Origin of the sequence: Pseudomonas sp. 11/12A (genome assembly GCF_000800055.1) — a bacterium.
Classification (GTDB): domain Bacteria; phylum Pseudomonadota; class Gammaproteobacteria; order Pseudomonadales; family Pseudomonadaceae; genus Aquipseudomonas; species Aquipseudomonas mohnii.
In genome coordinates, this window is record NZ_JUGV01000001.1 from 3,082,691 (window position 1) to 3,108,669 (window position 25,979).

The 25,979-nt window shown below is 59.5% G+C and carries 23 protein-coding genes; 6 read left to right on the plus strand and 17 right to left on the minus strand.

Features of this window, described 5'->3' with window-relative positions; translation table 11 throughout:
- Window positions 1-331: 331 nt before the first annotated feature.
- Window positions 332-613, minus strand: a complete 282-nt coding sequence (locus GQ39_RS14145; protein ID WP_047530867.1) for a hypothetical protein — start codon at window positions 611-613, stop codon at window positions 332-334.
- A 162-nt stretch (window positions 614-775) separates the two neighbouring features.
- On the opposite strand from GQ39_RS14145, the gene GQ39_RS31510 reads away from it, so the two are divergent.
- The 3 genes from GQ39_RS31510 (at window position 776) to GQ39_RS14155 (ending at window position 2,610) form a co-directional block, all read left to right on the plus strand.
- Entirely contained in the window at window positions 776-1,006 is a 231-nt protein-coding gene (locus GQ39_RS31510; protein ID WP_236693149.1) for an alginate export family protein, read from the plus strand.
- Window positions 1,007-1,263: 257 nt separating this feature from the next.
- A complete protein-coding gene (locus GQ39_RS14150; RefSeq protein ID WP_236693102.1) occupies window positions 1,264-2,250 on the plus strand; it encodes an SPOR domain-containing protein in 987 nt (328 codons plus the stop codon).
- A gap of 69 nt (window positions 2,251-2,319) precedes the next feature.
- A complete protein-coding gene (locus tag GQ39_RS14155; protein ID WP_047530869.1) occupies window positions 2,320-2,610 on the plus strand; it encodes a DUF6388 family protein in 291 nt (96 codons plus the stop codon).
- 104 nt (window positions 2,611-2,714) lie between these two features.
- On the opposite strand, the gene GQ39_RS14160 is transcribed toward GQ39_RS14155, so the two are convergent.
- Both GQ39_RS14160 and GQ39_RS14165 read right to left on the minus strand, forming a co-directional pair.
- Window positions 2,715-3,569, minus strand: coding sequence for a helix-turn-helix transcriptional regulator (locus GQ39_RS14160; protein ID WP_047530871.1), 855 nt, complete (start codon window positions 3,567-3,569; stop codon window positions 2,715-2,717).
- Window positions 3,570-3,758: 189 nt separating this feature from the next.
- Window positions 3,759-4,730, minus strand: coding sequence for an XdhC family protein (locus tag GQ39_RS14165; protein WP_047530872.1), 972 nt, complete (start codon window positions 4,728-4,730; stop codon window positions 3,759-3,761).
- Window positions 4,731-4,820: 90 nt separating this feature from the next.
- On the opposite strand from GQ39_RS14165, the gene GQ39_RS14170 reads away from it, so the two are divergent.
- Window positions 4,821-5,600, plus strand: coding sequence for an alpha/beta fold hydrolase (locus tag GQ39_RS14170; protein ID WP_047530875.1), 780 nt, complete (start codon window positions 4,821-4,823; stop codon window positions 5,598-5,600).
- 16 nt (window positions 5,601-5,616) lie between these two features.
- On the opposite strand, the gene GQ39_RS14175 is transcribed toward GQ39_RS14170, so the two are convergent.
- From GQ39_RS14175 to GQ39_RS14235, 13 genes are all read right to left on the minus strand, one after another.
- A complete protein-coding gene (locus GQ39_RS14175) occupies window positions 5,617-6,240 on the minus strand; it encodes a UbiX family flavin prenyltransferase (RefSeq protein WP_047530877.1) in 624 nt (207 codons plus the stop codon).
- Window positions 6,224-7,177, minus strand: coding sequence for a LysR family transcriptional regulator (locus GQ39_RS14180; protein WP_047530880.1), 954 nt, complete (start codon window positions 7,175-7,177; stop codon window positions 6,224-6,226). Before GQ39_RS14180 ends, GQ39_RS14175 begins: the two co-directional genes overlap by 17 nt.
- 20 nt (window positions 7,178-7,197) lie before the next feature.
- Window positions 7,198-8,640, minus strand: a complete 1,443-nt coding sequence (locus GQ39_RS14185) for an aldehyde dehydrogenase family protein (protein ID WP_047530882.1) — start codon at window positions 8,638-8,640, stop codon at window positions 7,198-7,200.
- Window positions 8,641-8,654: 14 nt separating this feature from the next.
- Window positions 8,655-9,413 (minus strand): SDR family NAD(P)-dependent oxidoreductase, encoded by a 759-nt coding sequence (locus GQ39_RS14190; protein ID WP_047530884.1) that lies wholly within the window; start codon window positions 9,411-9,413, stop codon window positions 8,655-8,657.
- A gap of 11 nt (window positions 9,414-9,424) precedes the next feature.
- The gene (locus GQ39_RS14195; RefSeq protein ID WP_236693103.1) at window positions 9,425-10,771 is read right to left on the minus strand and encodes an MFS transporter; all 1,347 of its coding nucleotides are present in this window, start codon (window positions 10,769-10,771) and stop codon (window positions 9,425-9,427) included.
- A 78-nt stretch (window positions 10,772-10,849) separates the two neighbouring features.
- A complete protein-coding gene (locus tag GQ39_RS14200) occupies window positions 10,850-12,283 on the minus strand; it encodes a UbiD family decarboxylase (protein ID WP_047530886.1) in 1,434 nt (477 codons plus the stop codon).
- Between the two features lie 74 nt (window positions 12,284-12,357).
- The gene (locus tag GQ39_RS14205; protein WP_047530888.1) at window positions 12,358-13,776 is read right to left on the minus strand and encodes a sodium:solute symporter family protein; all 1,419 of its coding nucleotides are present in this window, start codon (window positions 13,774-13,776) and stop codon (window positions 12,358-12,360) included.
- A gap of 194 nt (window positions 13,777-13,970) precedes the next feature.
- On the minus strand, window positions 13,971-14,774 hold the full coding sequence (locus tag GQ39_RS14210; protein WP_052193588.1) for an enoyl-CoA hydratase/isomerase family protein: 804 nt from the start codon (window positions 14,772-14,774) through the stop codon (window positions 13,971-13,973).
- A 19-nt stretch (window positions 14,775-14,793) separates the two neighbouring features.
- Entirely contained in the window at window positions 14,794-16,332 is a 1,539-nt protein-coding gene (locus tag GQ39_RS14215; protein WP_047530889.1) for an AMP-binding protein, read from the minus strand.
- Window positions 16,333-16,337: 5 nt separating this feature from the next.
- Window positions 16,338-16,838, minus strand: coding sequence for a (2Fe-2S)-binding protein (locus tag GQ39_RS14220; protein ID WP_008060977.1), 501 nt, complete (start codon window positions 16,836-16,838; stop codon window positions 16,338-16,340).
- A gap of 2 nt (window positions 16,839-16,840) precedes the next feature.
- Window positions 16,841-17,647, minus strand: coding sequence for an FAD binding domain-containing protein (locus GQ39_RS14225; protein WP_047530893.1), 807 nt, complete (start codon window positions 17,645-17,647; stop codon window positions 16,841-16,843).
- Window positions 17,644-20,643 carry a xanthine dehydrogenase family protein molybdopterin-binding subunit gene (locus GQ39_RS14230; RefSeq protein ID WP_047530895.1) on the minus strand — a complete coding sequence of 1,000 codons (3,000 nt, stop codon included), beginning with the start codon at window positions 20,641-20,643 and terminating at the stop codon, window positions 17,644-17,646. The genes GQ39_RS14225 and GQ39_RS14230 overlap by 4 nt, the downstream gene beginning before the upstream one ends.
- Window positions 20,644-20,806: 163 nt before the next feature.
- Window positions 20,807-23,020 carry a putative bifunctional diguanylate cyclase/phosphodiesterase gene (locus GQ39_RS14235; RefSeq protein WP_047530897.1) on the minus strand — a complete coding sequence of 738 codons (2,214 nt, stop codon included), beginning with the start codon at window positions 23,018-23,020 and terminating at the stop codon, window positions 20,807-20,809.
- 244 nt (window positions 23,021-23,264) lie between these two features.
- Here GQ39_RS14235 and GQ39_RS14240 point away from each other — a divergent pair, with 244 nt between their 5' ends.
- Window positions 23,265-23,798 (plus strand): NADPH-dependent FMN reductase, encoded by a 534-nt coding sequence (locus tag GQ39_RS14240; RefSeq protein ID WP_047538882.1) that lies wholly within the window; start codon window positions 23,265-23,267, stop codon window positions 23,796-23,798.
- Window positions 23,799-23,912: 114 nt separating this feature from the next.
- Here GQ39_RS14240 and GQ39_RS14245 read toward each other — a convergent pair whose 3' ends face one another.
- A complete protein-coding gene (locus GQ39_RS14245; protein ID WP_047530899.1) occupies window positions 23,913-24,794 on the minus strand; it encodes a LysR family transcriptional regulator in 882 nt (293 codons plus the stop codon).
- Between the two features lie 131 nt (window positions 24,795-24,925).
- Here GQ39_RS14245 and GQ39_RS14250 point away from each other — a divergent pair, with 131 nt between their 5' ends.
- The gene (locus GQ39_RS14250; RefSeq protein ID WP_047538884.1) at window positions 24,926-25,963 is read left to right on the plus strand and encodes an SDR family oxidoreductase; all 1,038 of its coding nucleotides are present in this window, start codon (window positions 24,926-24,928) and stop codon (window positions 25,961-25,963) included.
- The last annotated feature ends 16 nt before the right edge of the window (window positions 25,964-25,979 follow it).

The following is a 25,979-nucleotide window of genomic DNA, read 5'->3' on the forward strand; positions in this document are numbered from 1 at the left end:
TAGCCTGCTATCTTGTTTTCACATTCCGCCATGTTGAGATGCTTGAAGGAATGAGAAGCCCTGGCGACCACGAATCGCCGGGGCTTCGTTTTTTCCATCTCCAGACGAATAAAACCCCGAACGGGTCGGGGTCTTGGTATTCGGTGGCGCGCTGGTGCCTGGTCGTGGTGACAAAGCGTCTCTACGGGCCACCCCTGTTCCGGCTTCTCGGCGGTGATCGAACCGTCGGCCACTGCGCCGAGAGAAGCACAGCCTCCCGATCAAAGCTGGCCTGCACAAAGGCACGCACCGCCGAGGCCACGCCGTTGAGCGTTGACTGGCCCACACTCATCTATCGAGCCTGGATAGGACAATGCGCACTGAACGCCAGCCAAATCGCACTGATATACCTTCCAACCAGGCCCTTTTCGGCAGTTCCGTTAGCGATAGCTTCAGCGACTGACTCAATGTAGTTCCAGTGAACCTCGGCGGGATCACCGACAAACTCCGCCCGGTCGATCTCTGACAAAAAACTCAATGCCACTTTAGCGCGATGCTCTCTGCTGCCCTCCGCAGTTGCCAACACCTCTACTGCACTGGAAAGCCTGGATAGCGTATCGCTGGAAATAGTCACTCTGCCTCCTATACCCGGATCACCTTGAGCCGGCCGAACACAAATACCCCACTTCAACGAATCACGCCAGCCGGCGAAGATCAGTTGAAGCCAAGGGTCCGAAGAATCAACAGAGCGTCATCGCTCGATTCAACCTTTTTTAGCCCAGTGTCCATCATTGGCATGCGGCGTTCTGCTGGCGCACCGGCAGGCATTGATCGCGTAATTCCTGTAGCCAGCGCCGACATCGATGCCTGGGCGGTTTCCAGCGACAGAGGTTATACCTTTGCGGGTCCCTGGAACGCGCGTATGGGTTTGCGTGTCGATGCCCCGAGCGGTGATGAGGATGGCAATCAGAGGGCCGGTACCTTTGATCCATTGTTTCCCAAGAGCGCCTTCTACGGTCAGGCATGACCACAGCCCCCCGGAACAACCACCAGCAGTGGAAAACGCTTGGGCACCCTGTATCAGGCCAACGCCAATTGGACGGCGGCCACGTTTCGCTTTTAAGCATCAAGAACATCCGGCAAGAACGTTGCTCGGCAATTCGTTAATTTTGACGTCGACAAAAACGTTGCCTGCGCGCACCAGATTGATATCGGTGAATCGTCGCGGCTTTGCAACAGTCAGGCACTTTGGCCACGACATTCATCTTAAATACAAGTGTTTTAATGTATCACCCTGCAACCCATCTGATATGGTTTTTTTTCGATCGCCTGAGCCTTTTTCGTCAACCAACAGTCTATAAAGTGCACGCCCGATGCTCTTTAAAACAACAAAAAAGCAGCCAACTAATTTTGGCTCTTGGGCACACTGACGCGCTCAAGAATTTAGACCATCCCAGGATCAACAATAGAACCCCGTTTATTAGAAAGAATGGGATAAATCACTATTCACTTGTTTTGGAGATGGCCTCTGTGCGAAAGCTGGGCTTGGGCTTCCTGATAACTGGCGTTTTGGGGCAACTGTCTGCACTCCTATGGACCTACATGTCTACGGGACCCAACTGTCAAAATAACGTCAACAATTCATACATCCAGCAAAAAGTGACAAAACTCGAACAACTACTCGATGACACGGTCAATAAAGTTGCGACGGAGTTCAATACAAAACATTTCGACGGACTCACGCCCCTTGCAAAAAACGGATCCCACATACCCAATTCAACGAAGGCTGACGCCGCACAGTTCTTGGTCGAAAAACCAGACGAAACTCCAGTTACGCTGCCTTCATTGCCCGCACAGTCATATAAATGGACGATTATTCTCAGCGGTCTGATCACTGTTATCGGCCTGCTCCTGGCCGTATTCGCCCGCAAAAAAACCTTTGATCCGCAATGGCATGTCTTTCGCACCGTACCAGGTTCGCTGATCACGCTGGAACGCCCGTGCTTGACGTGCGGCGGCTACATTTTCCAGGCCAGGAAAGAACCATCTACCACGCCTTCATCCGGCCTATGGGTGGTCGAAATTGCTTTGAACACACCCAGCCGCCATCGAGCAGTAAAAGCCATTCAGCAGCTGGAGTTGCCGGTAGCGCGTAAAGAAAACAACTTTGTCGTCATCGGCCCGTATAAACAAAAGCAGGACGCGGCTCGAGTCGTGAAAGAGTTGAGCGAACGACATGGCGTTAGAGGATGGATGATGGCTGGAAATTGACACAGCCCGATTTAGTGCTGGGCCGACTTCGAACACCCGCTACTTATTGCATGCCACAAGAGAGCCTTCATGATCGCAAAAGAACTTAGGGCCGAACTCGCCCTGAAAAAATTCCTGGACGCCAACTTATGGATCCAGCTTGAACTCAGCGAGCTGAACTACAGCCTCGCTGAGAACTGCGGACTTTCGCCAGAAGAATATCGACTGAAATGTCTGCAAGAAGCATTTGAAGCAGAAGCAGACGCTCACGAATGCGATTGCTGGGACTTTATTCTGCAGTGGGTAGCCGAAACCAAGGAAGAGCTTGAGTTGATGCGTGAAGAGCGCATGAAAGAGATTTATGACTTTCTGGACGATTAGTACACCTTATAACTTTCGTCGCCTATACACGCCGCCTTCTCTCAATATGAAAGATTAACTTCATCGGCGGGAGGCTTGCCCAATCCTCCCGCCCTCCTGTCGGTTCAAACCGCCGCATAACAATCCACTACACGCCGGTACTGGCTGGGAGAAGCTCCGATGTGCTGGCGGAAAAACCGTGTGAAATGACCTTGTTCGGAGAACCCGAGATTCTCCGATAACAGGCCCAACGTTCCACTGCGCTCACGCTCCAGCCAGGCAAAAGCCCGGCGCATGCGCGCGTCGTTAAGCAACAGGGTCGGCGTCATGCCGGTATCTTTCTTGAACAGCGCAAAGAAGTGCGCCCGAGACAGACCACAAGCCCGCGCGGCATTGTCGATCGGGTTCGGATCATCGAGGTGCTCAAGCAACCAGGCGGTGCCACGACGCACCCGCGCGTCCCGGAACTCAGCTGAGTTCGGCGCCCCCAGTAACGACAAATGCCGCCAGCTGGAAAAGTCCTCGATCAGTTCGATCAAGAAGTCGAACAGCATGAATTCCATACGCTCTTTCGGCACGATCCCGCAGCCATGCGCTTCGGCGACCAGGATGTCGGCCAAGGTGCGATTGCGACTCGACAGCTCGATACACGACTGGACAAAAAAATCCGGCCGACCACTCAGCGCCAGCGACTGCTGTGCAGTGGCCAACCAGGCAGGCTCGATGTAAAGCGCCAGGATTACGGTGGCACCGGCACCCGGCTGCGGATCGTAAAAATGCGGCTCCCAGGCGTTGACTAGCACCGCCGTGCGATCGCTAAGCGGAACCCGCCGACCGTTGACGTTGAAGTAAGTGTCTTCGCCGGACACTTTGACCAGCACATGGCATTCGGAATGGGTGTGGGTGACCAGCGAACGATCCATATTCAGCAAGGCGACCCGGCCAAACCTGCCGTGGAAAACCCGTTGGGCAATCGACATCAGATTCCTCTGCTCGCTTGAAGCAATATTGTTATCGGCCACAATGAAGGATCATCGCGGCGTCTATCTAGTTCTCGACCCCGGCGATCGCTCAATGGTTCAGCAACACTTGGCTGGCCACTATCGCGCGTGGGTGAACGAGCGTCTATCCCGACTTTCGCAGCCCCCATGCTCGTCGGAAAAACCGCCTTACAAGGCATGGCGTTCTTTCCCGTGATAAACGCGCAGGATATCGGCCACCACCGCCAGAGCGATTTCCGCCGGGGCCTTGCTGCCCAGATCGAGGCCAATGGGCATGTGCAAACGGGCAATCTGTTCATCCGTCAGGCCACCAATGCGTTTGAGCCGCTCGGCGCGCTTGGCCGAGGTTGCCTCAGACCCCATGGCGCCGATGTAAAACGCCGGGGTGTGCACCGCTTCCATCAGCGCCAGATCATCGATTCGCGGATCGTGAGTCAGCGCCACCACCGCGGTCGCTGCGTGGCAACCTCCAGCGGCGATAAACATCGAGGGCAGCACACGTTGCATCTCCACGCCTTCGAGCTGTACATGCAGCATCTCTTCCCGAGGGTCGCAGGCGATGACTTCGCAGCCGATGGCGCGGGCGAAACTGGCGCAGACTTCCGCGACCGGCGAGAGCCCTGCCAGAATCAGGCGTAACGCCGGGCCAATGCTGATGCGCACCCTCTCGCCATCCACTTGCACCCGCTCGGTGCCGTGTCCGGTGTCCGGGTCCAGGCGCAACGCACCGTTGCTCAGTTCGACATGTCGCTGCAGACGTCGCTGGCCGAGTAACGCCGCTTGCAGACTCTCCAGATGCGCGATCCATTCGAGACTGGCGGCGCGGTGCTCGACCAGTACGATCAGCACACCGCCACAGGGTAATCGCAGGCGGTGGCGTTGCTCGACGCTGTCGCCATAACTGACGATCTGTGCCGGTTCGCGCAATTCACCGCGTGTCAGGCTTTCAAGAAACGCCTCCTCGACGCAGCCACCCGACAGCGAGCCGACGTGTTCGCCCGTGCCATTGGCCACCAGCATCGCACCCGGCGCACGCGGCGCCGAGCCATAAGTGGAGAGCACCGTGCACAGCCACTGGGTCTGCCCGGTGCGAGCCCATTGCAGTGCCTGGTCGATCACCTGAATATCGAGATGACGCATGTTTTCTGTACCTCAAGCGAAGCGTGGTGCTGCATGCAGGGTTACGTTTACGGTAACCTGCGAGCAATCTTGTTCAATCGTTGATTCGACATGTCGCCACAGCAATTTTTGCAACTTGGGCCGCTGCGCCTGGAATATCGCCAACTGCCTGCGGCTGACCCATCGCGACCGACGCTTGTGCTGTTGCACGAAGGCCTCGGCAGCGCCGGCCAATGGAAAGACTTCCCCCTGCGCCTGGCCCAGGCCAGCGGTTGCGGTGTGGTCACTTACAGCCGGCAAGGTTACGGGCAATCGAGCCCGGTAACCCTGCCGCGTCCACTGAACTACCTGACCAGCGACGGCCCTCGTGAACTGCGGCAATTGCTCGATGCCTTGCAACTGCCGCAAGTGGTCTTGCTCGGTCACAGTGACGGCGCATCCATCGTCCTTGCCTATGCCGCTGCCAACGATCCACGCGTGTTGGGCAGCATTGCCCTGGCGCCTCACGTGATTGTCGAGACCGAGAGCCTCGATGGCATTCGCCATACCACTGAAGTTTGGCATCAGGGCCAATTGCGCGAACGCCTGGCACGCCACCATGGGGCCAATGTCGACGGCGCTTTTCACGGTTGGAGCGACAGCTGGTTGCACCCGGACTTTTCCTTGGACGATCTCGAAGCGCAGTTGGTTTATATCGAAAGGCCGCTGCTGGTCATTCAGGGTCGCGAAGACCACTACGCCACGCCCGAGCAACTGGTGGTCATCCAGCGACAGGTGCCTGGGCCGTGCCGCTGTGTGTTGCTGGATAACTGCCGGCACTTTCCCCAGACCGAAGCGACCGAGCGGACCTTGCAACTGATCTGCGAATTCCTGGAGCTCTTCCCCGCCTGAATGCACCGAACGTGACTCAACCATCGACCACCTCATCCAGCGTTGCTACGCGCTCCGGCCGTTCGCGCCAGCGACGGACGACACCCAGTTCGATATCGAACATATCCAGCACCCTTCCTACAGTGTGATCGATCATGTCTTCCAGGCTGGTCGGCTTGGCATAGAACGCTGGCACTGGCGGCGCGATCACTGCACCGAGTTCAGCTAACTCAGTCATGCTGCGCAGGTGATTACGGTGCAGTGGCGTCTCGCGAACCATCAGCACCAGGCGCCGGCGCTCCTTGAGCACCACGTCGGCGGCGCGGGTCAGCAGTGTTGAGGTCACGCCGCTGGCAATCTCTGACAAGCTGCGTATCGAACATGGCGCGATGATCATGCCCATGGTTTTGAACGAGCCGCTGGCAATTGCCGCGCCGATGTCCTGATTGATGTAGCTGATGTCCGCAAGGGTCTTGATCTGAGACCAGGACATCTCGGTTTCATGGGCCAAAGTAATCAGCGCCGACTTGCTGACCACCAGATGGGTTTCAATCGGCGTGTCGCGCAACAGCTCCAGCAGACGCACGCCATAAACGGCGCCGGAGGCACCGGAAATTCCTACGATCAGCCGCTGCGGCCGGCTATTACTGGGAGCGCCCATGGTCGCCCTCCTCTATCGGACCTTCTTTGTAGAAATGGATGGTGTCGAGCGCGGTGGTCATGGTTTTGCCGATCATCTCGATGAACAGCATTGCCGCCGGGGTCAGTGGTCGACGGGCGTCGTGCACACAGACCATGCGCCGGCTGATCCCTGGCGCGGCCAGCGGATAGGCGCGCAACGCGCCTTCGTGCAATCCGCGATGCAGGACGGTTGCCGGCAGCACGCTGACCCAGTCGCTGCGACGCAAGAAGTCCTCAATGACCGCCAGATCGTCCACCTCCAACTGCGGGGTGACTTCAATGCCCTGGGCGGCAAGGTGTTGGTCGATCACCCTGCGCAACCCGTGACGACGCGAGGGCAGTACCAGTTTGAACCCCGCCAAACTGGCCAACGGCAATGGCAACGCTCCATTGAGGCGATTGGCTGCACCGGTGGCGACCAGTAACTCCTCATCGAAGATGTCGTGGCCGATGAGGTGCTCATGCTGAAAACTTTGGTTGATGACCGCAAAATCCAGCACGCCGGTCAGGACCTTCGCGATCAGTTCCTGGCTGTAGCCCGAGGTGATGCGCAGTTCAACCTGTGGGTGATGCTCGACGAAATGCGCCAGGGTGCTGGCCAATGCGTTGTTGGCGGCAGACGCGATCAACCCGGCGCTGATGCGTCCGCCAATCTGGCCGCTACGGTCGATCAGGGTCTGACGCGCCGCCAGCAGCTGGCCAAGGATCGGCATGAACAAGCGATAAGCCTGATCTCCTGCCTCGGTCGGCGCCATGCCCTTGGAGCTGCGCTCGAACAACGTCTGCCCGAGTTCTTCCTCAAGCCTGGCGATCTGCATCGACAACGCCGGTTGCACGATATTCAAGCGCTGCGCAGCCCGGGTGACGGAGCCCTCTTCGTAGAGGCAGGTGAAATACTTCAGATGACGCAGCTCCATAGTCATCCTCGCGTTCGCGCTCAACTGAGCGTACCAACGTTCTGATAAATGTGTTTGAGCTCGCTGAAATCCAGCAGCGCATCGACGCCATGCAAGCGCCCCAGGCCGCTCTTGCGGTAGCCACCGGTTTCCGCCTCGGCGAACAATTTGTTGTGGTCGTTGAGCCACACCGTACCGTTGCGCAGTGCCCGAGCGACACGCCAGGCGCGAGCGCCCTGCTCGGTCCAGACACTCGCGGACAGACCGAACTCGGTATGGTTGGCGCGCGCTACAGCCTCGGCTTCATCTTCGAAGGACTCCAGAACCAGCAACGGACCGAAAATTTCTTCCTGACAAAAGAACGCACTGCTGTCGCGATGGGCGATCAGCGATGGCGCGAGAAATGCGCCTTTGCTCAGTTCACCCTTCGGGCGACCACCGGCCAGCAGCACTTCGTCACAGCTGTCCAGTGCCTCGCCAATGCGTCGCTCGACGTTGTCCCGGGATTGCCAGTCGATCAGCGGTCCCATGTTCGTCGCTGGATCGAGGCCATTACCCAGGCGGATCTGCCCAAGTGCGGCGCTCAGCGCGGTTTTCATTTCGGCGAAACGGCTGGCATGCACCAGTACGCGCCGGGCGGCAGTGCATTGCTGGCCAGAGATAATGGTGGCCGCCGCTGCCAGTTTCGGCGCGATGGCGGCAATATCGGCATCTTCAAAGACCAGGCAGCAAGATTTCCCGCCCAGTTCCAGAGAGAGCTTTTTCATGGTCGCTGCTGAGTCGCGCATGATGCGCTGGCCGGTAGCGGTCGAGCCGGTGAAGCTCAGCACATCCACCCGCGGCGAAGCCACCAAATGCGCTGCGCCGGCATGCCCGCTCTCGGCGAACAGATTGACCGCCCCAGCCGGTAGGCCTGGCAACGCGAACAGCGGTTCGAGCATCGCCGCATTGAACAGTGCGGCTTGCGGCGCAGGTTTGATCACCACCGTGCAACCCGCCGCGATCGCCGGCGCCAGAGCACGCACCAGCAGCACCGCAGGGGCATTCCACGGAATGATCAGCCCGGCCACCCCGGCGGGTTCGCGCAGCATGCTGGAGAACTCACCGGGCGCCACTTCGAGCATGTGCCCCGGGTTGTGCCGGGCCAGGCCGGCGTAATAAAGAATCTCGGAAATCGCCCCGCCGATCTCCCCTCGGGACTGCGCCAATGCCTTGCCGTTCTCGCGGGTCAGCAACTGCGCGAGTTGTTCCTGACGCGCCTTCAGGCCGGCAGCCCACTCCAGTAATAGCTGCTGACGCAGGCGTGGATTCTGCGCCCATTGCGGGTCGTCGAAGGCTCGGGCGGCCGCTGCCACCGCTGCTTCAGCTTCGGCCTCGCCGCCGTCGGCAAAGCACCCGATCAGCTCTCCGTTTGCCGGGTCGAGACTGTCGGTCCAACGATCCACAGCGGTCCATTGTCCATCGATGAAGTGTTGGCTTTGCATGAATCCTCCTTGAATCAATGGGTCACCGAACCGCCGTCGACCACAAGGGTCTGGCCGCTCATGAAATCACTGTCGGTGCTGGACAGAAACAGCAGCGCGCCAATCAGATCCTGCGGCACCGCTTCGCGCTTGATGCAACGGCTGGCAATGTTGTTGCGCACGATATCCCCGGCCCACGCGGCATTGGCCTGAACGTTGGCGCTCATGGTCAGGCCCGGCGCCAGGCAGTTGCAGCGGATGCCGGCGTCGCCTACTTCGCGCGCGATCGAACGTGTCAGGGCAATCACCGCGCCCTTCGACGCGACATAAGCCGCCATCATCGGCGCGCCTTTGAAAGCCGTTGCGGAGGCAATGTTGACGATCTTACCGTAGCCCTGACGGCGCATCACCGGCATTACCGCCTTCGCGCACTCGAAGGAACCGCGCACGTTGACCGCCATGATCCGGTCCCATTCCGCCGAGCTGGTCTGCTCGAACGGTTTGAGTTCCAGGGTGGCGAACAACGCGGCGTTGTTGATCAGCACGTGCACACCGCTGAACTGCGCCACGGCTTCCTCGACCATAGCTTGCACCGCGGCACCGTCGGTCACGTCGCAGGCGATTGCCAGGGCCGTACCGCCCTTGTTGCGGATCGCGGCAGCGGTTTTGTCAGGCGTCTTCAAATCGCAGAGCACCACCTTCGCGCCTTCGGCCGCCAGGGCCTGGGCATAAGTGGCACCGATGCCTTGCGCGGCACCGGTAATGATCGCGACTTTTCCATTCAATCTGCTCATTGCGTGTTCCTTTACTTGAAGTTGCCTTGGGTTTCCGGAATCACCACGCTGCCGATCAGGTAGATCACCGACAGACCGGCGGCGAACATCGCCAGTACCATGGGGATCTGCGCTGGGCTGCTGCTGAACAGGGACACAAAGGTCGGCATGGTTCCGCCAAGGGCGAAACCGATGTTCCAGGACAACCCGGTGCCGCTGGCGCGCAGCTCGGTGGCAAAGCGCTCGTTGAGGAAGATCAGGATCGGCGCGATGATCGCCCCGCCCATGAAGGCGATGCCCACGCAATACAGCGCGGTGCGGGTCAGCGAACCCGGTTCGGCGACACCGAGGAACAACATCGGCAGACCCACCAGGTTGATCACACCCAGCAGCATGAAGGTCTTCTTGCGACCGATCAGGTCACTCAAATAGCCGAAGGCCAACGCTCCGACAATTGTCGCCACCGACCCGTACATGAGCATCTGCGAAGTCTGCGTATGGGGCACGTTGGCCACCACGTTGAGCAATGTCGGCAGATAACCGCAGGCCAGGTAATACGTGGCACCGCCGCCGAACGTAATCAGCAGATTGACCAGCATCACGCCGCGGTACTCGCGGCCGAACAGACGCTTGAGTGGCGACACGACCACTACCGCCGGCCCCTTGGTTTTGCGGGCTTGTTGCAGTTGCTGCCAGACCGGGGTTTCTTCCAGGTAACGGAACATCACCAGACCGAAAAACGTACTGAGCAGGCCGCAGAAGAACATGAAGCGCCAGCCCCAGACGTCAAATTCCTCCCCGGGAAAGATCTCCGACAACACCAGATAAGTGACTGACGCCAACAGCGCGCCCATGCCGGCACCGGCGCCACCGATCAACCCGGACATCAAGCCGCGATAGCGCGGCGAGATGGATTCGGTGCCGATGGTGTGAGTGGAGGCGACGATGCCGCCAACGAAAACGCCCTGAATCACCCGCAATACCAAAAACAGTATCGGGGCCAACACCCCAACCTGGTGAATGGTCGGCAACGCGCCAAACAGTGCTGTGGAAATACCGACGCCGACCATCGACACCATCAACGCACGCTTGCGGCCGTGTTTGTCGGCATACGCGCCAAAGATCGCCGAGCCCAGCGGACGCACCAGCAAAGCCACGGCGAACGAGGCATACACCGCGGCCAGCGACAGTGTCGGGGTGTCCGAGGGGAAGAACATGCGGCCGATGATCGGCGCCACGTAGAGCAGAATGAACAGGTCAAACAAATCCAGCGCCCAGCCGAATGTCGAGGCAAATGCCGCCAGCAAGGCCTTGCCCGGTGGAATCTGCGGTGTGTCGGTAGCGAAGCTGGTTGGCGGTGCAGTTGTTGTTGTGGTCATGGTTGCCTCACACAAGACGTGTCTTGAGCTGGTTGGAGCTATCGGGAACAGGCCGCTGAACACCAGCGGCCGCCGGGTTCAATCGCGCGTCTGGAGCTCGCGTTGCCAGTCCTGCGGCGACGCGTGCGCCACCTTGTCGAGCTCGACTTCCTGTTGGCCCGGCACCTGGATTCGTTTGAAGCGCATGGTCGGTGCCGACAACGGAACCGTGGCGTCGTAGCCCATCTTCGAGCCGACACCGTCACGGGTGGACGGGTCGAGTTTCGAGCCCTGGGATTCGTGGATCAGCACCAGGTCGCGGTCGGCCTGGAAACGGGTGGCAATCGCCCACTCGACTTCGGTAGGGTCATGAATGTCCACATCCAGATCCACCACGGTGACATGCTTGATGTCGTAGTGACCGCCCAGCGCGCCGAGGATGACGTTCTTGCCCTCGCCTTCGGAGCGTTTGTCGATCTGCACATAAAGGTGATAACGACACACTCCACCCTTGCTCAGGTGCACGTCACGCACGCACGGAAAGCTGCGGCGTAAGTGCGCGAGCATGGTCGCTTCGCGCGGGATGCCGCCGAGCAGCAAGTGCTCCAGGCCGCCGCCGACGATGGTGTGAAAAATCGGGTTGTGACGATGGGTTACGGCGTCGACTTCGATCACATGGCGTTCGGCGCGCTCGCCGTAGTACTGCGGAAACTCGCCGAACGGCCCTTCCATCTCCCGTGCCTTGGCCAGCAACCGGCCCTCGATGACGATCTCGGCGTCGGCAGGCACGCGAATCTGATGGGTCACGCAGCGCGTTACCGCCAGCGGACGGCCATGCAGCGCGCCGGCGATTTCCAGTTCGTCGTGATCGATCGGCACGATGGCCTGGGACGCCAGCAAGGTCAGCGGATCAGCGCCAATTACCACCGCCACGTCCAGATCCTCACCCAGCGCCTCGACTTCCTGAAAGAAGGCCAGCGCATGGCGTGGTAGCAGCAGTGCGCCCAGGCGATTAGGGCTGCTCACCTGCAAGCGGTGAATCGAAACGTTCTGCACCCCGGTGCGTGGGTTGCGGGTAATCAGCAGGCCAGCGGTGATGTAAGGGCCGCTATCGTGCTCGTTGTGGGTGGGAATTGGCAGCAGTTTGTTCAGGTCGATCTCGCGATGCACCACTTGCTGACAAGCTGCATCGCTGACTTCGCGCCACGGCAGCGGATTGAGGCTGGCCGTTTCGAAACGCGCCAACACTTCAGCGGACTCCACGCCCATGGCCTCGGCCATCCACTGCCGGTCGGACAGCAGGCCGGAAACCACCGCAATCGAGTGGCCGCCAGGCTGGGGAAACAGTGAAGCGCTCTTGCCGTCCAGACGATTAGCAATCGCTGCAACGCCGAAACGCAGGTCCACGCCGGGACGGATCATTGCCAAACGCTGCTGGCGCTGCATGTGGTCGAGCCAGCCACGCAGGCTGGCGCCTGCTGGCAAGTCCCCCGCCATGTCGGCTTCGGGGGTGGAAAGGGTCACAGGCTGCATGGCCTTACCTCGTCATTATTGTTTTGGTGGCATGCCCGGTCACCCGGCGGCATGCCCGTTTAAATCGTTGGGGTTCAGCGTCCGGTAGCGCTCGCACTGATGGGTTTGGCGCTGTCGGTGTGTTCAGGTTTGCCACCGCGCAGTAAATGGCTCAGGGTCATGATCACGAGTGGCGTGGCCAGCGCGATGTAGGCGTTGTCGATGCCGTAGGGATTGCCCATCAGGAACCAGCCGATGGTGATGATCAGTGACGCGATGATGCTGATGAACGCACCCTGCCGCGTGCCGAATGTCGGCGCGTAAAACACCATCAGCACCAGCACCGCGAGTGAGGCGCGCAAGGCTTTGGCGAGGAAGGTCACCACCAGCACGTCGGAGGCGTACAGCGCCAGCGTGATGGGCAGCAGGCCGGCGATAATGGTCGCGGTCCGGGCAAAATTGAGGTTCTTGCGATCATCACGTTGTGGGTTGAAGAACGGCTGATAGAAGTCCTTGAGCAACAACGTGGCGATGCCCATGGTTAGCGCGGCCATGGTGCCTAACAGCGCCCCGGCCAGTCCTGCGACGACGATCCCGGCCATCCATTCGTGCATGTGCCCGAGGATTTGCGGAAAGGCCTGCAACGAAGGAATCTGCGGAAACAGCACCGCGCTGCACATCCCCACCATCGCAGCGATCAAGCCGTAGGGAATCAACATCAACGCGCAGTAGAAACTCGCGTGTTGGGCCTTGCGCCCGTCGCTGACGGTATTCACCGCCTGCACCACATACTGGGTGGCGAACGTCGCGCCGATACCGGTCACCAGCCAGGCGAAAATCTTCGGCCAACCGACGTTGCCGACTTCGAACATCGGCGCTGGCAGTCGCGCCACCAACTCGCCCATGCCGCCAACCTTGCTCAAGGCAAAACCCAAGGCGAGGATGATCCCGGCGTACATCATTAGCGCGTGCAAGACGTTGGTATAGATCACCGAGCGCATGCCACCGATGCCGACGTAAAGCACCGAAACAATACCAACGATGATGATCGCGGACGTCCGCTCGATGCCCAGCAAGGTCGCGAGCACTGCCCCGCCGCTGGCATAGATTGAGACCGCAACGATCGACAGCGCGCAGATCATGATCACTGACGTGGCGAAGCGTACCGGCTCGCCGTAAGTGCGGGCCAGCGCCCCGGAAATGGTGTTCTCGCCGAGGTCCTTGTACTTCTTCGCCAACAGCATGGAGAAGATCACGAAACCGACGCCCAGGGCGGCGATGTTCCAGGCAGCGGAAATGCCATAGGTGTAACCCGCCTGAGCCGTACCAATGCTCGCGGTAGTGCCAATGAACTCGGACATCATCAGAAAACCGATCAGCACCGCCGGGAAGTCCTTGCCTCCGGTGGTGAAGTTTTTCGCGCTTTGTGTAGAGCGTCGAACCCAAAAACTGATCAACGCCAAGACCACCATGTAGGCGGCCACGATGGTTAATACCAGCCAGCTAGAAGCCATAAGTGGAACTCCGATTTTTATATTTATTGGACGGATTTCGGTGCAGCCGATCTCACCCTAAGAGCCCCGCAACAGGTTTTCTATTAACGAATATTGATGCGCCCTATCAGTTTCAGTGAAGGGGCGGCAGGCCCTGCTCCGTAGGGGCGCACGCCGTTTCCGACATGCTCCCGGGCCTGCTCGCCGGTACGCATTTACTCGCCGGTGAACGCTGCCGGACGCTTGCTGTGAAACGCTTCGACGCCTTCCTTGAAGTCCTTGGAGCTGCGCAGTCGGCTGTAGCAGTGACCTTCCATTTCGATCGCGACGGTCAGCGGCGCATCTTCGTTGTCGTTGATCAGTTTTTTCGCCGTGCGTTGAGCCAGCGGCGAGAAGCGCCGCAGTTCATCGACCAACGCATCGACGGTGCTTTCCAGTTCGGTATCCGGCACGACCTCGGTAGCGATACCCCAGGCATAGGCCTGGTCGCCCGTAATGCGTTTGGCGCGCATCACCATGTGCTTGGTGCGGGTGATGCCGATGATCTTCTGCAAGCGTGCGGAGCCACCCGAACCCGGGATCTGACCCAGGTTCTGCTCAGGCAAAGCGTAGCGAGTGGTTTGCGAAGCAATGCGGAAATCGCAGGCCAGGGACAGTTCGAAACCGACACCGAAGGTGTAGCCACGGTTGGCAACGATCACCGGTTTTTCGCAACGTGCCGGTGCCGCGACGTTCCAGGCCAGCTTCGAAACGTGCTCCGGCGACGCTTCGAGGAAGCCCTTGATGTCGCCGCCGCTGGAGAAGTGCTCACCCACCGAGCGCAGCACGATGACGCGCACGCCTTGGTGTGCATCGAGGGCTTCGAAGACCAGGCGCAGCTGATCGCGCTGCCCCATGGATATGACGTTCAACGGTGCCCGGTTGAGGATGATGTCGGCGCGCTCGCGGGACACATCGACTTCAACCTGGAAGCCATCGAACTGAGTGTCGAGAAATTGCTGGATCGCTTGTTGTTGCATGTGAGTGTCCTCTGGATGATTAGCTGATGGCCTTCAAGGCCTGTTCCTGGAATTGGGCCAGCAGCACGCGTCGCAGCACCTTGCCGACTGGAGATTTGGGAATCTGATCGATGAACTGATAACGGCGTGGCCGCTTGAATTTGGCCAGGCCCGAGGCGATGCAATGGGCATCGAGGTCGCCTTCCGAGACTTCGGCGCGCAGCTTGATAAACGCAGCAATGATCTTGCCCCACTGCTCGTCCGGCAGACCGACCACCACCACTTCTTCTACTGCCGGGTGCAGAGAGAGCATGTTCTCGATTTCCGCCGGGCTGACGTTTTCGCCGCCGGTGATGATCAAGTCATCGACACGACCCGTGACGAACAGATCGCCCTCCAGATCGAAGTAGCCGATGTCACCGGTGAAATACCATCCGTCTCGCAACGCCTTGGCGGTTGCTTCGGGGCGGTTCAGGTAGCCTTCGAACGCCTCGTCACTCGCCAGGTCGGCGATGATCTGGCCCTCCTCCAACGGCTTGGCCTGCACGTCTACCGTTTCTGCATCGATCGGCACCACGCGCACTCGCTGGTTCATTGCACTGCGCCCTGACGAACCGGGTTTACGGTTGGCTTGCTGGTCGATGGTGAAGGTGTAGATCTCCGAGCTGCCGTAATGATTGACGAACAATTGCGGCTGGAATGCCTGCTCGACGCGACGCATCAAGCCATCGCTCATCGGTGCGCCGGCAAAGCCAATTTTCTCCACACTGGCTACTCGCTCGCGGGCAAAGGCCGAGTGTTCGATGAGCATGTGGTAGAGCGTCGGCACCAGGTACAGGTTGGTGACCTTTTCCCGCTCGATGGCCTGCAGCGTGGCTTCCACATCGAACTTCGGCACACAGACGAAATGCCCGTCGATCAGCGCCATGGACAGCAACGAACGCACGCCCATGGTGTGGTAAAGCGGCATGACACCCAGCGTGCACTCGCTCTGGCGGTAGAGGTTTTGCGCTACGTGGGCAACCGCCGCGGCGCGTTCGCAACGGTGCCGACGGGGCACGCCCTTGGGCTTGCTGGTGGTGCCGGAGGTGTACAGCAGCAGTGAAAAGTCTTCGGCGTCGGCCTGCAAAATGATTCCGGACGGGGTCTGTGAACACAGTTCCTCGAAACTCAGGTCGGTGTCGGCGGCGCGGATACCGGCGGCGATCCGTGGCAGCCTTGTGGCGGCGCTGCAACCGGCCACAGCGGCCACGGTCGCGTCGTCGTAAGCCAGTGCGCGGATTTGCGCATCTTCGATGCAGTAGCCCAGCTCATCGGCAGTCGAACGCCAGTTCAACGGGGTCATGACGACGCCCGCAAACTGACAGGCCCAATGCAGAGTCGCCATCTGCCAGCGGTTCTGCATCGCTACCAGCAGTCGGTCACCGCGTTGCAGCCCGAGACGTTGCAAGCCCCGAGCTGCGCTCTGGATATCGACGAACCAGTCTTCATAGGTTTTCTTCAACGCACCGTCACTGACCGCCACCGCATGCGGTCTGCGTTCAACGGCAGCGAGGAAGCTGCGTCCGAGATCGAACATTATTGTTATACCCCTTTGTTCGTTTGGCGCTGGGCAGCGACTTCGAGCACGGCCTGGACGATGCCGGTGTAGCCCGTGCAGCGACATAGATGCCCCGAAAGCATGTCGCGTACCTGGGTCTCGTCCGGGTTGGGTACCCGTTCGAGGAAATCCACGCAGGACATGAGAATGCCCGCAGTGCAAAAGCCGCACTGCAAGGCGTGATGACGGCGAAAGGCTTGTTGCAGGTCGCTCAGCGTGTCGTCATCGGCCAGCGACTCGACGGTCTCGATACGCCGCTCGTGCCCCTGTACCGCAAGCATCAGGCAGGAACGCATGGCGACTCCGTCCACCAGCACTGTGCAGGCACCGCAGACACCGTGTTCGCATCCGACATGGACACCGGTGGCACCGAGGTCGTGTCGCAGGAAGTCGCAGAGTTGGGTCCTCGGTTCAGCCAACGCTTCGCGGGAGCGGCCATTGAGTTCCAGGCGAATCGGAAAGGTTTGGTCGGCAGTTACACGCATGTTCAGACTCCTTCGATCAGCTGATGACCCAGCTCGCGAATCAGTTGGCGGCGATAGGCAGCGCTGGCCTGCACGTCGTCTTGTGCATCGAGCGACCAGGCGGTTTGATTGAGCGCGTCCGGCAGCGCCGCACCCCGTGGCAGGCTGCGACGTTGCGGACGGTCGGCGACCCCGCCGATGCCGAGTTCGACCTGGTCTGTGCCGATGGCCGCAGCCAGGGAGACAATTGCAAAGTCGCCGTGGCGCATGGCGATTTCGCGGAAGCGATAGGTGATGCCTTCGCGCTTGAGCGGAAAACGCACCTCGACGACCAGTTCATCCGCACGCTTGTCGGTGGTGAGAATGCCCTGGAAGAAGTCGGCAGCCTTGACGATGCGCTGGCCTTTTTTCGACTCGAGAACGATCTCGCCGCCCAGCGTCACCAGGCACAGCGGCAACTCGGCGCTGGGGTCGGCGTGAGCCACCGAACCGCAGACGGTGCCGCGATTACGCGTCTGGAAGTGACCGATCCAGGGCATCGCCAGGGCCAATAAAGGCACTTCGTCCATCAGGGTCGAACGTGCCAGCAACTGCGCCTGTCGTACCCCGGCACCTACGGCCAGGCAATCCTTGCGCCGTTCGATATAGGCCAGGTCAGCCACATGATTGATATCGATCAGCAACTTGGGTTGAGCCAGACGCATGTTGAGCACCGCCATCAGCGATTGACCACCGGCGATGATGCGAGCTTCCTGGCCGTACTCGGCGAGCAACTCAACCACCTGACGACGGGAGTCCGCCCGAACGTAATCGAAAGCAGCCGGTTTCATTGCGCACCTCCCTTGCCAAACAGCGCGCCAAGCGAGGCACGCAATCGCGCCCACCAGCCGGTGGAGATGGCTTGGCCACTGATCCGTTGCGACAGGCGAGTAAAGATTTGTCCGATGATCACTTTCGAGGCCCCTTGCAACATTCGGCCGCCGACCGCGGCGACTTTGCCGCTGACCGCCACCTGGTATTGGTATTCCAGACGTGTGTGGCCGTTTTCCAGTTCGACGAAACGCACCTTGGCCTGGCCTTGAGCCGAACCCATCGAGCTGCTGCCGGAACCGGACAGACGCAATGAATGCGGCGGGTCCAGATCACTCAGGGCAACCTTGGCCTCGAAGCGCGCACGGATCATGCCGACGCCCACGGTGACGTCTGCGCGGTAACGGTTTTCGCCTTCAAGCACGAGGTCGTGACAACCGGGAATAATCGCCGCCAGCGTCTGCGGGTCGAGCAAGGTATCGAAGACCTGTTGCGGCGAAGCAGGAATCACCACCGAGTCGTTGGCCCGCAGTGCCGGTCCACCGGCAGGTGCTGCGTCCAGGTTGTCATCGGGCTCCATACCGGCGGGCCGTGGTGGCTCGTCGATGCCGATGAGCGTGCGTACTTTCGAGGGTGTCAGTGGCAGACGAATGTCCGAGCGACCAAGGGCGTCGGCCACCGCGTTGGCGATGCACACCGGCGTGCTCATATTGTTGCCCTCGCCCACCCCCTTGGCGCCCAGTGGGGTGAACGGTGATGGCGTTTCCATGTGCAGGATCACCGGTTCGATCACTTCCGGCGCGGTTGGCACCAGATAATCGGCGAAGGTCCCGGAGAGAAAGCTGCCGTCCTCGCCATAGGCAAACTCTTCCATCAACGCCGCGCCGAGGCCTTGGGTGAAGCCACCACGAATCTGGCCATCGACCAGCGCGGGGTTGAGCAGGCGGCCGGCGTCATGGCAGGTGACGTAGCGATCGATGTGGATCTCGCCGGTCATGCGGTCGATTTCCAGACCACAGATGTCGAAGACAAAGCCGTAGCACAGCGAACTATTCACCTGATCCTGATCGTCCGGTGCCACCAATTGCGGCGGGCTCCAAAAGGCGGTTTCGCGCAAACCACCGCTTTCACCTTCCGGCAGCAGCCCCGGCGACCAGTGGGTCGCACCGGCAATCCGATGGAATGGCGCCACCGCCCCGCCATTGACGACAAAAATCTTGCCGCCCGCGAAACGAATATCTTCGGGACTGGCCTGCAATTGCTCGGCGGCAATTGCGGCGAGGCGATCACGGATCTTCAGCGCGGCCTTGTAGACGGCACCGGCCACAGCGCCGGCGAAGCGACTGGAATAGTTGCCCGAGGCAATCGACCAGGCGTCTTTCTGAGTGTCCAGTTCGACGTTGACCACGATGGATTCCAGCGCAACCCCAAGCACTTCGGCGACGACCTGAGCGACGGTGGTTTGATGACCCTGCCCTTGCGGTGCCGAGGATACGTGCACGCTGACGTCACCCAATGGGCCGACGTTGATGGTTGCGGTTGCGACAGCGCCGTTTTTCGGGCCGGCCTTGCGCCGCTCTTCGGGTGTCATCGCGGTGGTGATGTAACCCATGTTGGAAATCGAGGGTTCGATGACGGCGGCATACCCAATGCCATAGATTCGGCCTTCGGCACGCGCCTGATCACGACGTTTGAGCAACTCGTCGAGACCGCCATCAGCCACCGCCAAGGCAATGCCTGCCTGGTAATTGCCGGAGTCGAGCAGCGCACCGGCGGCCGCGCGATAAGGGAAGGCATCGGCCGGCACCAGGTTGCGGCGGATCACGTCCAACGGATCAAGCTTCAACTGCACGGCGATGTGTTGCAGCAGCCGCTCAAGGGCGAAATACACCTGCGGACCACCGAAACCACGGTTCAGGCCGGAAGGGGTTTTGTTGGTCAGCACCACCCGGTTGCGCACTTGCAAATTGCGGATTGCGTAGGCCCCCGTCAGGTTGCCGTGCATGCGGTAAAAAGTTGCCGGTTCGGGCGCTCTCAGGTAGGCGCCACAATCGTCGATCTGGTCATAACGCAAAGCGGTGATGCGGCCATCTGCTTCTACCGCCGCTTCGATTTCGGTCACCCGATTGGTCGCCGAAGAAGCCCCCTGCAAGTGTTCCAGACGGTCCTCGACCCACTTCACCGGTGCGCCAACCTTGCGTGACGCCAGACCCATCATCACCACATAAGGGAAAACCCCTTGCTTGATGCCAAAGCTGCCGCCGGAATCTTTGGGGGTGCGCAAACGCAAGCGGTTACCGGGCACGTTCAGTGCACGGGCCATGACCGTATGCAGCGCATAGGGGCCCTGGAAATTGGCCAGCACGTCATAAATGCCGGTAGCGCGCTCGTACTGAGCCAGCACCACATAGCATTCAATGGGTGTGCAGGAGCTGCGCGGAAACTTCACTTTGAGCGAGACCTTGTGCGGCGCCTGCTCGAAGGCTTGCTCTGGCTCGCCATAACGAAAGCGCCGTTCGTTGACCACGTTGCTGCCGACCGCTTCGTGCAGGATCGGCGCCTGTTCGGCGGTGGCCAGTTCGGGATCGATGATCGGGGGCAGCGGCTCGTATTCAACGCGCACCCCTTCGATGGCGTCCTCGGCCAGATAGCGGCTCTCGGCGATCACCACGGCCACCGGCTCTCCAACGTAGCGCACCTTGTCCACGGCGACGCACCAGTGCTCCATCGGCTGACGCACACCCACCGGGAACGGCAGCGCCCAGCGTTTGACATCTTCGCCGACCAGCACGCCGTGCACGCCTTTCATCAGCAATGCATCGGAAAAATCCACCGAGGTGATCCGTGCATGAGCGTGGGGTGAACGAGTGATCGCCGCATGTAGCGTACCCGGAGGGATCGCAGCGTCATCGGCATAGCAGCCCAGGCCACGCAACAATGCGGCGTCCTCGACACGGGTCTGGCGGGCGCCGATGTGGCCGGTCTGGCTTTCGGTAGCAGGTTGGAAACTCGTCATTTTTTTCGCGGCTCTTGTTGTTATGCAGCGCGATAGCGTTAGAGCCGAGTGTGTGAGAAAGGCGCCGGGAGCGCCTTGCCTGGGGAGAGGGAGTTCTGCGTTGGGGTCTGAAAATTTGCCTTAGCGTCTGATTTCCAGGACTGGGACCAGACCGAATTGCCGGTCAGGGATGGGACGCGGGATGGCTCAGAAAAGCTTCGATTTCTGTATAGGGCATCGGTTTGGCAAAGTGATACCCCTGAAAAATATCGCAGCGACTGCCCTTCAGAAAATCCACCTGAGACGTCGTTTCCACGCCTTCGGCGACCACCGTCAGGCTGAGGTGATGGGCCATGGAAATAATGCCTTGGGTGATCGCTGCATCGTGATGATCGGTGGCGATTTCCTGGATGAACGAGCGGTCGATCTTGATCTTGTCGATCGGCAAACGCTTGAGGTAGCTGAGGCTGGAAAAACCGGTGCCGAAATCATCGAGCGCAATGCGTACCCCCAACGCCTTGAGCCGGTGCAACGTATCGATCGCCTGTTCAGCGTTATGCAACAGAAGCGACTCGGTGATCTCCAGCTCCAGCTGCTCGCCACTGAGACCATGCTTCTCCAGTGTGGCTTGGACACACTGGACGAAATGGCCACGCTGAAAATGCATCGGCGAAATATTCACGGCCATCGAGATGCCCGTGATGCCCTGCTCGCCTAGCTGGCGCAGCTGCGCGCAGGCCGTATCGAGCACCCAAAGGCTCAGTGGAATGATCTGACCACTGTCCTCTGCCACCGGCACAAACACCGCTGGAGAGATAAATCCTTTTTCCGGATGCTCCCAGCGCAGCAACGCTTCGATCCCGACCACCCGCCCCGTGCGTGCCTCTATCTGCGGTTGATAATGCAGCGTTAACGATTGAGTTTCGATCGCCTTCTGCAGGTCATTGCGCAGGCTCGCGTGCTCGCAAACGCGCTGATTAAGATCGCGGGTGTACCACTGAAAGTTGTTGCGCCCTTGCTGTTTGGCTTTGTACATGGCCATGTCAGCCTGCTGGATCAGCTGCATCGGCTGCTCGATGTGACCATCGCTCAGGGTGATGCCGATACTTGCACTCACGTGCAGGTCAATGCCCTGGATGCAGTAGGGTCTGGCAATGCTGGCCATCAATCGCTCGGCCACCGGTACAACGTCCTCATCACGAAGCAGGTCCGGCAGCAGAACGATAAATTCGTCACCGCCCATGCGCACGATGGTATCTCCGGGACGAACCTGCTGGGTCATACGCTGCGCCACCTCAATCAGCACCTGATCGCCAAAGTAGTGTCCGATCGAATCGTTGATGGATTTGAATCCATCGAGATCAATGCACATCACCGCCAGACGACGCTTGCGCCGACGACTGATGTGACAATCCAGAACAAGGCGGTCTTCAAGAGATACACGGTTAAGCAAACCAGTCAGACGATCGTGGCAGGCGTTGAAGCTCAACTGGCGCTCGTAATGCTTTTGCTCGCTGATGTCCCTGGCCACTCCAAATACCCCTACGATCTCGCCATTGATCATGATCGGCAGGTTGGAAATGTCCATGGTCAACAGCTTGTCGTTCTCGTCGCGAACCCGTGCCTCAAAGCGCTGGGGCTCTCCGGTCCTGGCTGCAGAGAAATGCCGACTGACCCGTTGCAGGTCTTCTTCGAGCACCAGATTGGCAAAGTGGTGACCGATGAAGTCGGTTGCGGTGTGCGGCTTGAGCTTCAGGCCTGCTGGATTCACACTCTGAATGTTGCCGGCCAGATCGAGGGCGAACACCGGGTTGGGGTTGTAGGTGAACAATGAACGAAAACGTTGTTCGCTTTCCTCCAGACGCTGGCCGTCACGCTCACGGCGGATCGCAATGACTGCCAGTTGGGCCGCGCAGGCCAGTCGTTGAATCTGCGCCTCGTCCGGCACATGGGCGCGACTCTGGTACAGGGCAAATGTACCCAACACGCTTCCTTGATGGGAGAGCAAAGGCACCGACCAGCAGGAACGCAGGTTATGCCCCAGCGCTATCCCGCGAAAACGCTCCCAGCTTGGGTCACGGGCGATGTCTTCGGTGACCACCAGCTCGCGCCGGAACGCTGCGGTGCCACAGGTTCCTTCGTGTGGACCAATGGCCATTCCATGAATCGCGTCACTGTATTCGACCGGCAGGCTGGGCGCCGCACCGCTCAGCAAGCGTTTGCCCTCGGCATCCGTGAGCAGTATCGAGCAGAAGGTTTCGGGCGCCTGATCGTCAAGCATCTGGCAGATGGCGCAGAGTATGTCGCCTAGAAGATGATCGGTCGCGATCATACCGAGAATGTCACGTTGCGATTCGCGCAGTGTCTTGCTGTGAAAGCTCGTGCGACGAGTATTCATGGTAGTTCCTGAAGACTCTCAAGGTCGTCCGGTCTTCAGAGAGCCTGGAATAGTGGGCGGCCGATTACTGTCCACTAGCGTGTCGGTCGCGCACTGTATAGAGCACCGACCAGCCAAAAAAAGGCTCAGATCCAACATAAAACAAAGGATCAGATTGCCATTTCTGCATTGCTACGCAGCAATGGTGCATGAGGTCCGGCTCGTGCGAAACTTCACCGACTTACGAATCACGAACGGTGTTGAAATGGTGCGTCTGCTGGCTGTTTCTGGAAGTTTGCGTCAGGCCTCCTCCAACTCAATTTTGTTACGAGCAGCTGAGCGACTATGCCCCGAAGGGGTATTGGTCGTGCATTACGAAGGCCTGGCTCAACTGCCTCACTTCAACCCGGATCTGCTCGAGGATCCCCCCGAGGCAGTCACAGAGTTACGTGCAATTATCGGGCAGGCGGATGGGCTGTTGTTTTCTTGCCCCGAGTACGCTCGAGGTATTCCTGGCGCATTCAAAAACATGCTCGATTGGCTCGTGAGCAGTGAAGAGTTCCCGGGCAAGCCTGTCGCGCTTTTCAACTCATCACCCAGAGCCAGTCACGCCCAAGCTGCATTGCGGCTGGTCCTGGATACGATGTCGGCTCGCATCATCGAGGAAGCGTCAATCACTGTTAACCTCCTGTCCAGTCGATCAAGCGCCGAGAGCATTGCCACCGACCCGGTGACGGGCCCACTGATTGGTACTGCGCTCGGCGCTTTTAAACGACGCCTCGACAATCAAAACCTTTGATGCGCCAACATGGGCAGCACCCGTTGCACGTAAACGGGGGCTGTACATCGCCGGATGAGCCATACGCTCTTGGTTGTTTTGGGCGTTGAGCGTTCAAGTGAGCGCGCGCCACCTTTAATTTTCGACGTTTTCAACGCAGAGGCCTTCGAGCAATACCTGCTCCAGGATCTCAAAGAAGCATCTGATGTGCGCCTGTTTCAACGCCTGAGGCCGGGTTACCAGATAGACCTCCATCTCTGGGAGTTCAAGCTCAGGGAACAACTCAGTCAGGTCCTTCGCCAGAATACGCGGCAGTACAGCCACGCCCATACCTTGCCTCACCGACTCCAGTTGTACGGCGAACGAGTTCACGCTGATGTGTGCACGGTCCAGACCCGCAGCCTTTGCGGCACGCATTTGAGGCAACATATCCAGCGGAGGAAGCAAGGCGATGTTGAGCGCTGTTGCCGGGCTCACCTCTGGAGATCGCTTCAGGTACCCTGCATCAGCGAAGACGCCGTAGGCGAGCTTGCCTATGGGTCGATAAATCAGCGATGGCTCGCCCAGATGCGCTGTGCGTATAGCGATATCCGCCACACCGCGAACGATCTTGTGAAAGTCGGCGGTGACCAGTAACTCCACGGAGCAGCGCGGATGCAGGGAAGTAAAACGACTTGCGGCCTCCAACACACAAGAAGAAAACCCCTCACCGGCACTGACCAGGACACTGCCATATAGCTCTGCGCGCTCCCCGGACAGGTCCGCCGCCGTTTGACGCCTCAAGCCCGCTTCCGCAGCCAGAGCGACTTCCACCAGGGATTGGCCCCGCGAGGTCAACCAGCAGCCTTCAACGCCTCGCTCAACGAGCGGCTCACCCAGGGCAGCTTCCAGTTGGGTCAGGCGACGGGACACGGTAGACGCCGCGATACCTAGCAGTTGGCCAGCTTGAAGAAAACTGCCACGCCGCGAGACCGCCAACAGCAGACGAAGATCATCCCAATTTGCCTGCAACGCCATACCTCCCATCCTCCAGGGTCTGCATATATGCAAAGCCATTATGCAGTAGTCGCTGTTTTTCAGGACCGGCCTCAACGGTATATCTACAGGCCTTCGAAACGACTGGAATGGAATGTATGACTACGGGTCCCATGCGCAACGCATTCGTCACTGGCGCAACCGGCTTGCTGGGAAACAACCTGGTGCGGGAACTGGTCGCACGTGGCTACGCCGTCAAAGCTCTCGTCCGTTCAAGAGACAAAGGCGAGCAGCAGTTCAACGACCTCCCGAGTGTGGAACTGGTCGTGGGTGACATGGCCGATATCGACGCGTTCGCATCGGCGCTGCAAGACTGCGATACCGTGTTTCATACGGCGGCGTTCTTTCGCGAAAACTACAAGGGTGGCCGCCACTGGGAAGCACTCGAAAAGATCAATGTCGCCGGTACGCGAGAGTTGCTTCACCAGGCCTACCGCGCGGGGATACGCCGGTTTATCCATACCTCTTCGATCGCCGTGCTCGACGGGGAACCTGGCACCTCTATCGATGAGACATGTCTGCGGTCCGAAGCCGATGCGGATGACTACTACCGCAGCAAGATCCTCGCTGACCGTGTCGTCTTGACGTTTCTTGAAACCCATCCTCAAATGCATGCCTGCATGGTTCTGCCCGGCTGGATGTGGGGACCTGGCGATATGGGCCCGACCTCTTCGGGACAATTGGTCAAGGATGTCGTCAACGGCAAGTTGCCCGGGCTGATCCCCGGCACCTTCTCGGTGGTCGACGCCCGTGATGTGGCATGGGCCCAGATTGCCGCGGCCAAACATGGACGACGAGGAGAACGCTATCTCGCGGCAGGTCGGAACTTAACCATGCGCCAGTTGGTACCGGTCCTGGGCCGTATAGCGGGCGTCAAAACCCCTATCAGGCAACTGCCACTGCCCGCGCTATACCTATTGGCGGCGGTGCAGGAGGTCTACGCGCGCCTTACCGGCAAGCCTGTTTTGCTGAGCATGGCGACATTGCGCCTATTGATACGAGAGGAGCACCGTACCTGTTTTAACCACCGTAAGAGTGAACAAGATCTTGGCCTGAGTTTTCGAGTGCTGGAGCAGACCATTTTTGACACTGTGGCGTGGTATCGGCTACATGGCTGGTTTAAGAATAACGAGGACAAAAACAAACTGTGAGCAAGACAATAATCCT

Coding starts and splice junctions, on each gene's coding strand:
- GQ39_RS31510 (WP_236693149.1), top strand. CDS start 776: ATGCGGCGTTCTGCTGGCGCACCGGCAGGCATTGATCGCGTAATTCCT.
- GQ39_RS14150 (WP_236693102.1), top strand. CDS start 1,264: ATGTATCACCCTGCAACCCATCTGATATGGTTTTTTTTCGATCGCCTG.
- GQ39_RS14155 (WP_047530869.1), top strand. CDS start 2,320: ATGATCGCAAAAGAACTTAGGGCCGAACTCGCCCTGAAAAAATTCCTG.
- GQ39_RS14160 (WP_047530871.1), bottom strand. CDS start 3,569: ATGTCGATTGCCCAACGGGTTTTCCACGGCAGGTTTGGCCGGGTCGCC.
- GQ39_RS14165 (WP_047530872.1), bottom strand. CDS start 4,730: ATGCGTCATCTCGATATTCAGGTGATCGACCAGGCACTGCAATGGGCT.
- GQ39_RS14170 (WP_047530875.1), top strand. CDS start 4,821: ATGTCGCCACAGCAATTTTTGCAACTTGGGCCGCTGCGCCTGGAATAT.
- GQ39_RS14175 (WP_047530877.1), bottom strand. CDS start 6,240: ATGGGCGCTCCCAGTAATAGCCGGCCGCAGCGGCTGATCGTAGGAATT.
- GQ39_RS14180 (WP_047530880.1), bottom strand. CDS start 7,177: ATGGAGCTGCGTCATCTGAAGTATTTCACCTGCCTCTACGAAGAGGGC.
- GQ39_RS14185 (WP_047530882.1), bottom strand. CDS start 8,640: ATGCAAAGCCAACACTTCATCGATGGACAATGGACCGCTGTGGATCGT.
- GQ39_RS14190 (WP_047530884.1), bottom strand. CDS start 9,413: ATGAGCAGATTGAATGGAAAAGTCGCGATCATTACCGGTGCCGCGCAA.
- GQ39_RS14195 (WP_236693103.1), bottom strand. CDS start 10,771: ATGACCACAACAACAACTGCACCGCCAACCAGCTTCGCTACCGACACA.
- GQ39_RS14200 (WP_047530886.1), bottom strand. CDS start 12,283: ATGCAGCCTGTGACCCTTTCCACCCCCGAAGCCGACATGGCGGGGGAC.
- GQ39_RS14205 (WP_047530888.1), bottom strand. CDS start 13,776: ATGGCTTCTAGCTGGCTGGTATTAACCATCGTGGCCGCCTACATGGTG.
- GQ39_RS14210 (WP_052193588.1), bottom strand. CDS start 14,774: ATGCAACAACAAGCGATCCAGCAATTTCTCGACACTCAGTTCGATGGC.
- GQ39_RS14215 (WP_047530889.1), bottom strand. CDS start 16,332: ATGTTCGATCTCGGACGCAGCTTCCTCGCTGCCGTTGAACGCAGACCG.
- GQ39_RS14220 (WP_008060977.1), bottom strand. CDS start 16,838: ATGCGTGTAACTGCCGACCAAACCTTTCCGATTCGCCTGGAACTCAAT.
- GQ39_RS14225 (WP_047530893.1), bottom strand. CDS start 17,647: ATGAAACCGGCTGCTTTCGATTACGTTCGGGCGGACTCCCGTCGTCAG.
- GQ39_RS14230 (WP_047530895.1), bottom strand. CDS start 20,643: ATGACGAGTTTCCAACCTGCTACCGAAAGCCAGACCGGCCACATCGGC.
- GQ39_RS14235 (WP_047530897.1), bottom strand. CDS start 23,020: ATGAATACTCGTCGCACGAGCTTTCACAGCAAGACACTGCGCGAATCG.
- GQ39_RS14240 (WP_047538882.1), top strand. CDS start 23,265: ATGGTGCGTCTGCTGGCTGTTTCTGGAAGTTTGCGTCAGGCCTCCTCC.
- GQ39_RS14245 (WP_047530899.1), bottom strand. CDS start 24,794: ATGGCGTTGCAGGCAAATTGGGATGATCTTCGTCTGCTGTTGGCGGTC.
- GQ39_RS14250 (WP_047538884.1), top strand. CDS start 24,926: ATGCGCAACGCATTCGTCACTGGCGCAACCGGCTTGCTGGGAAACAAC.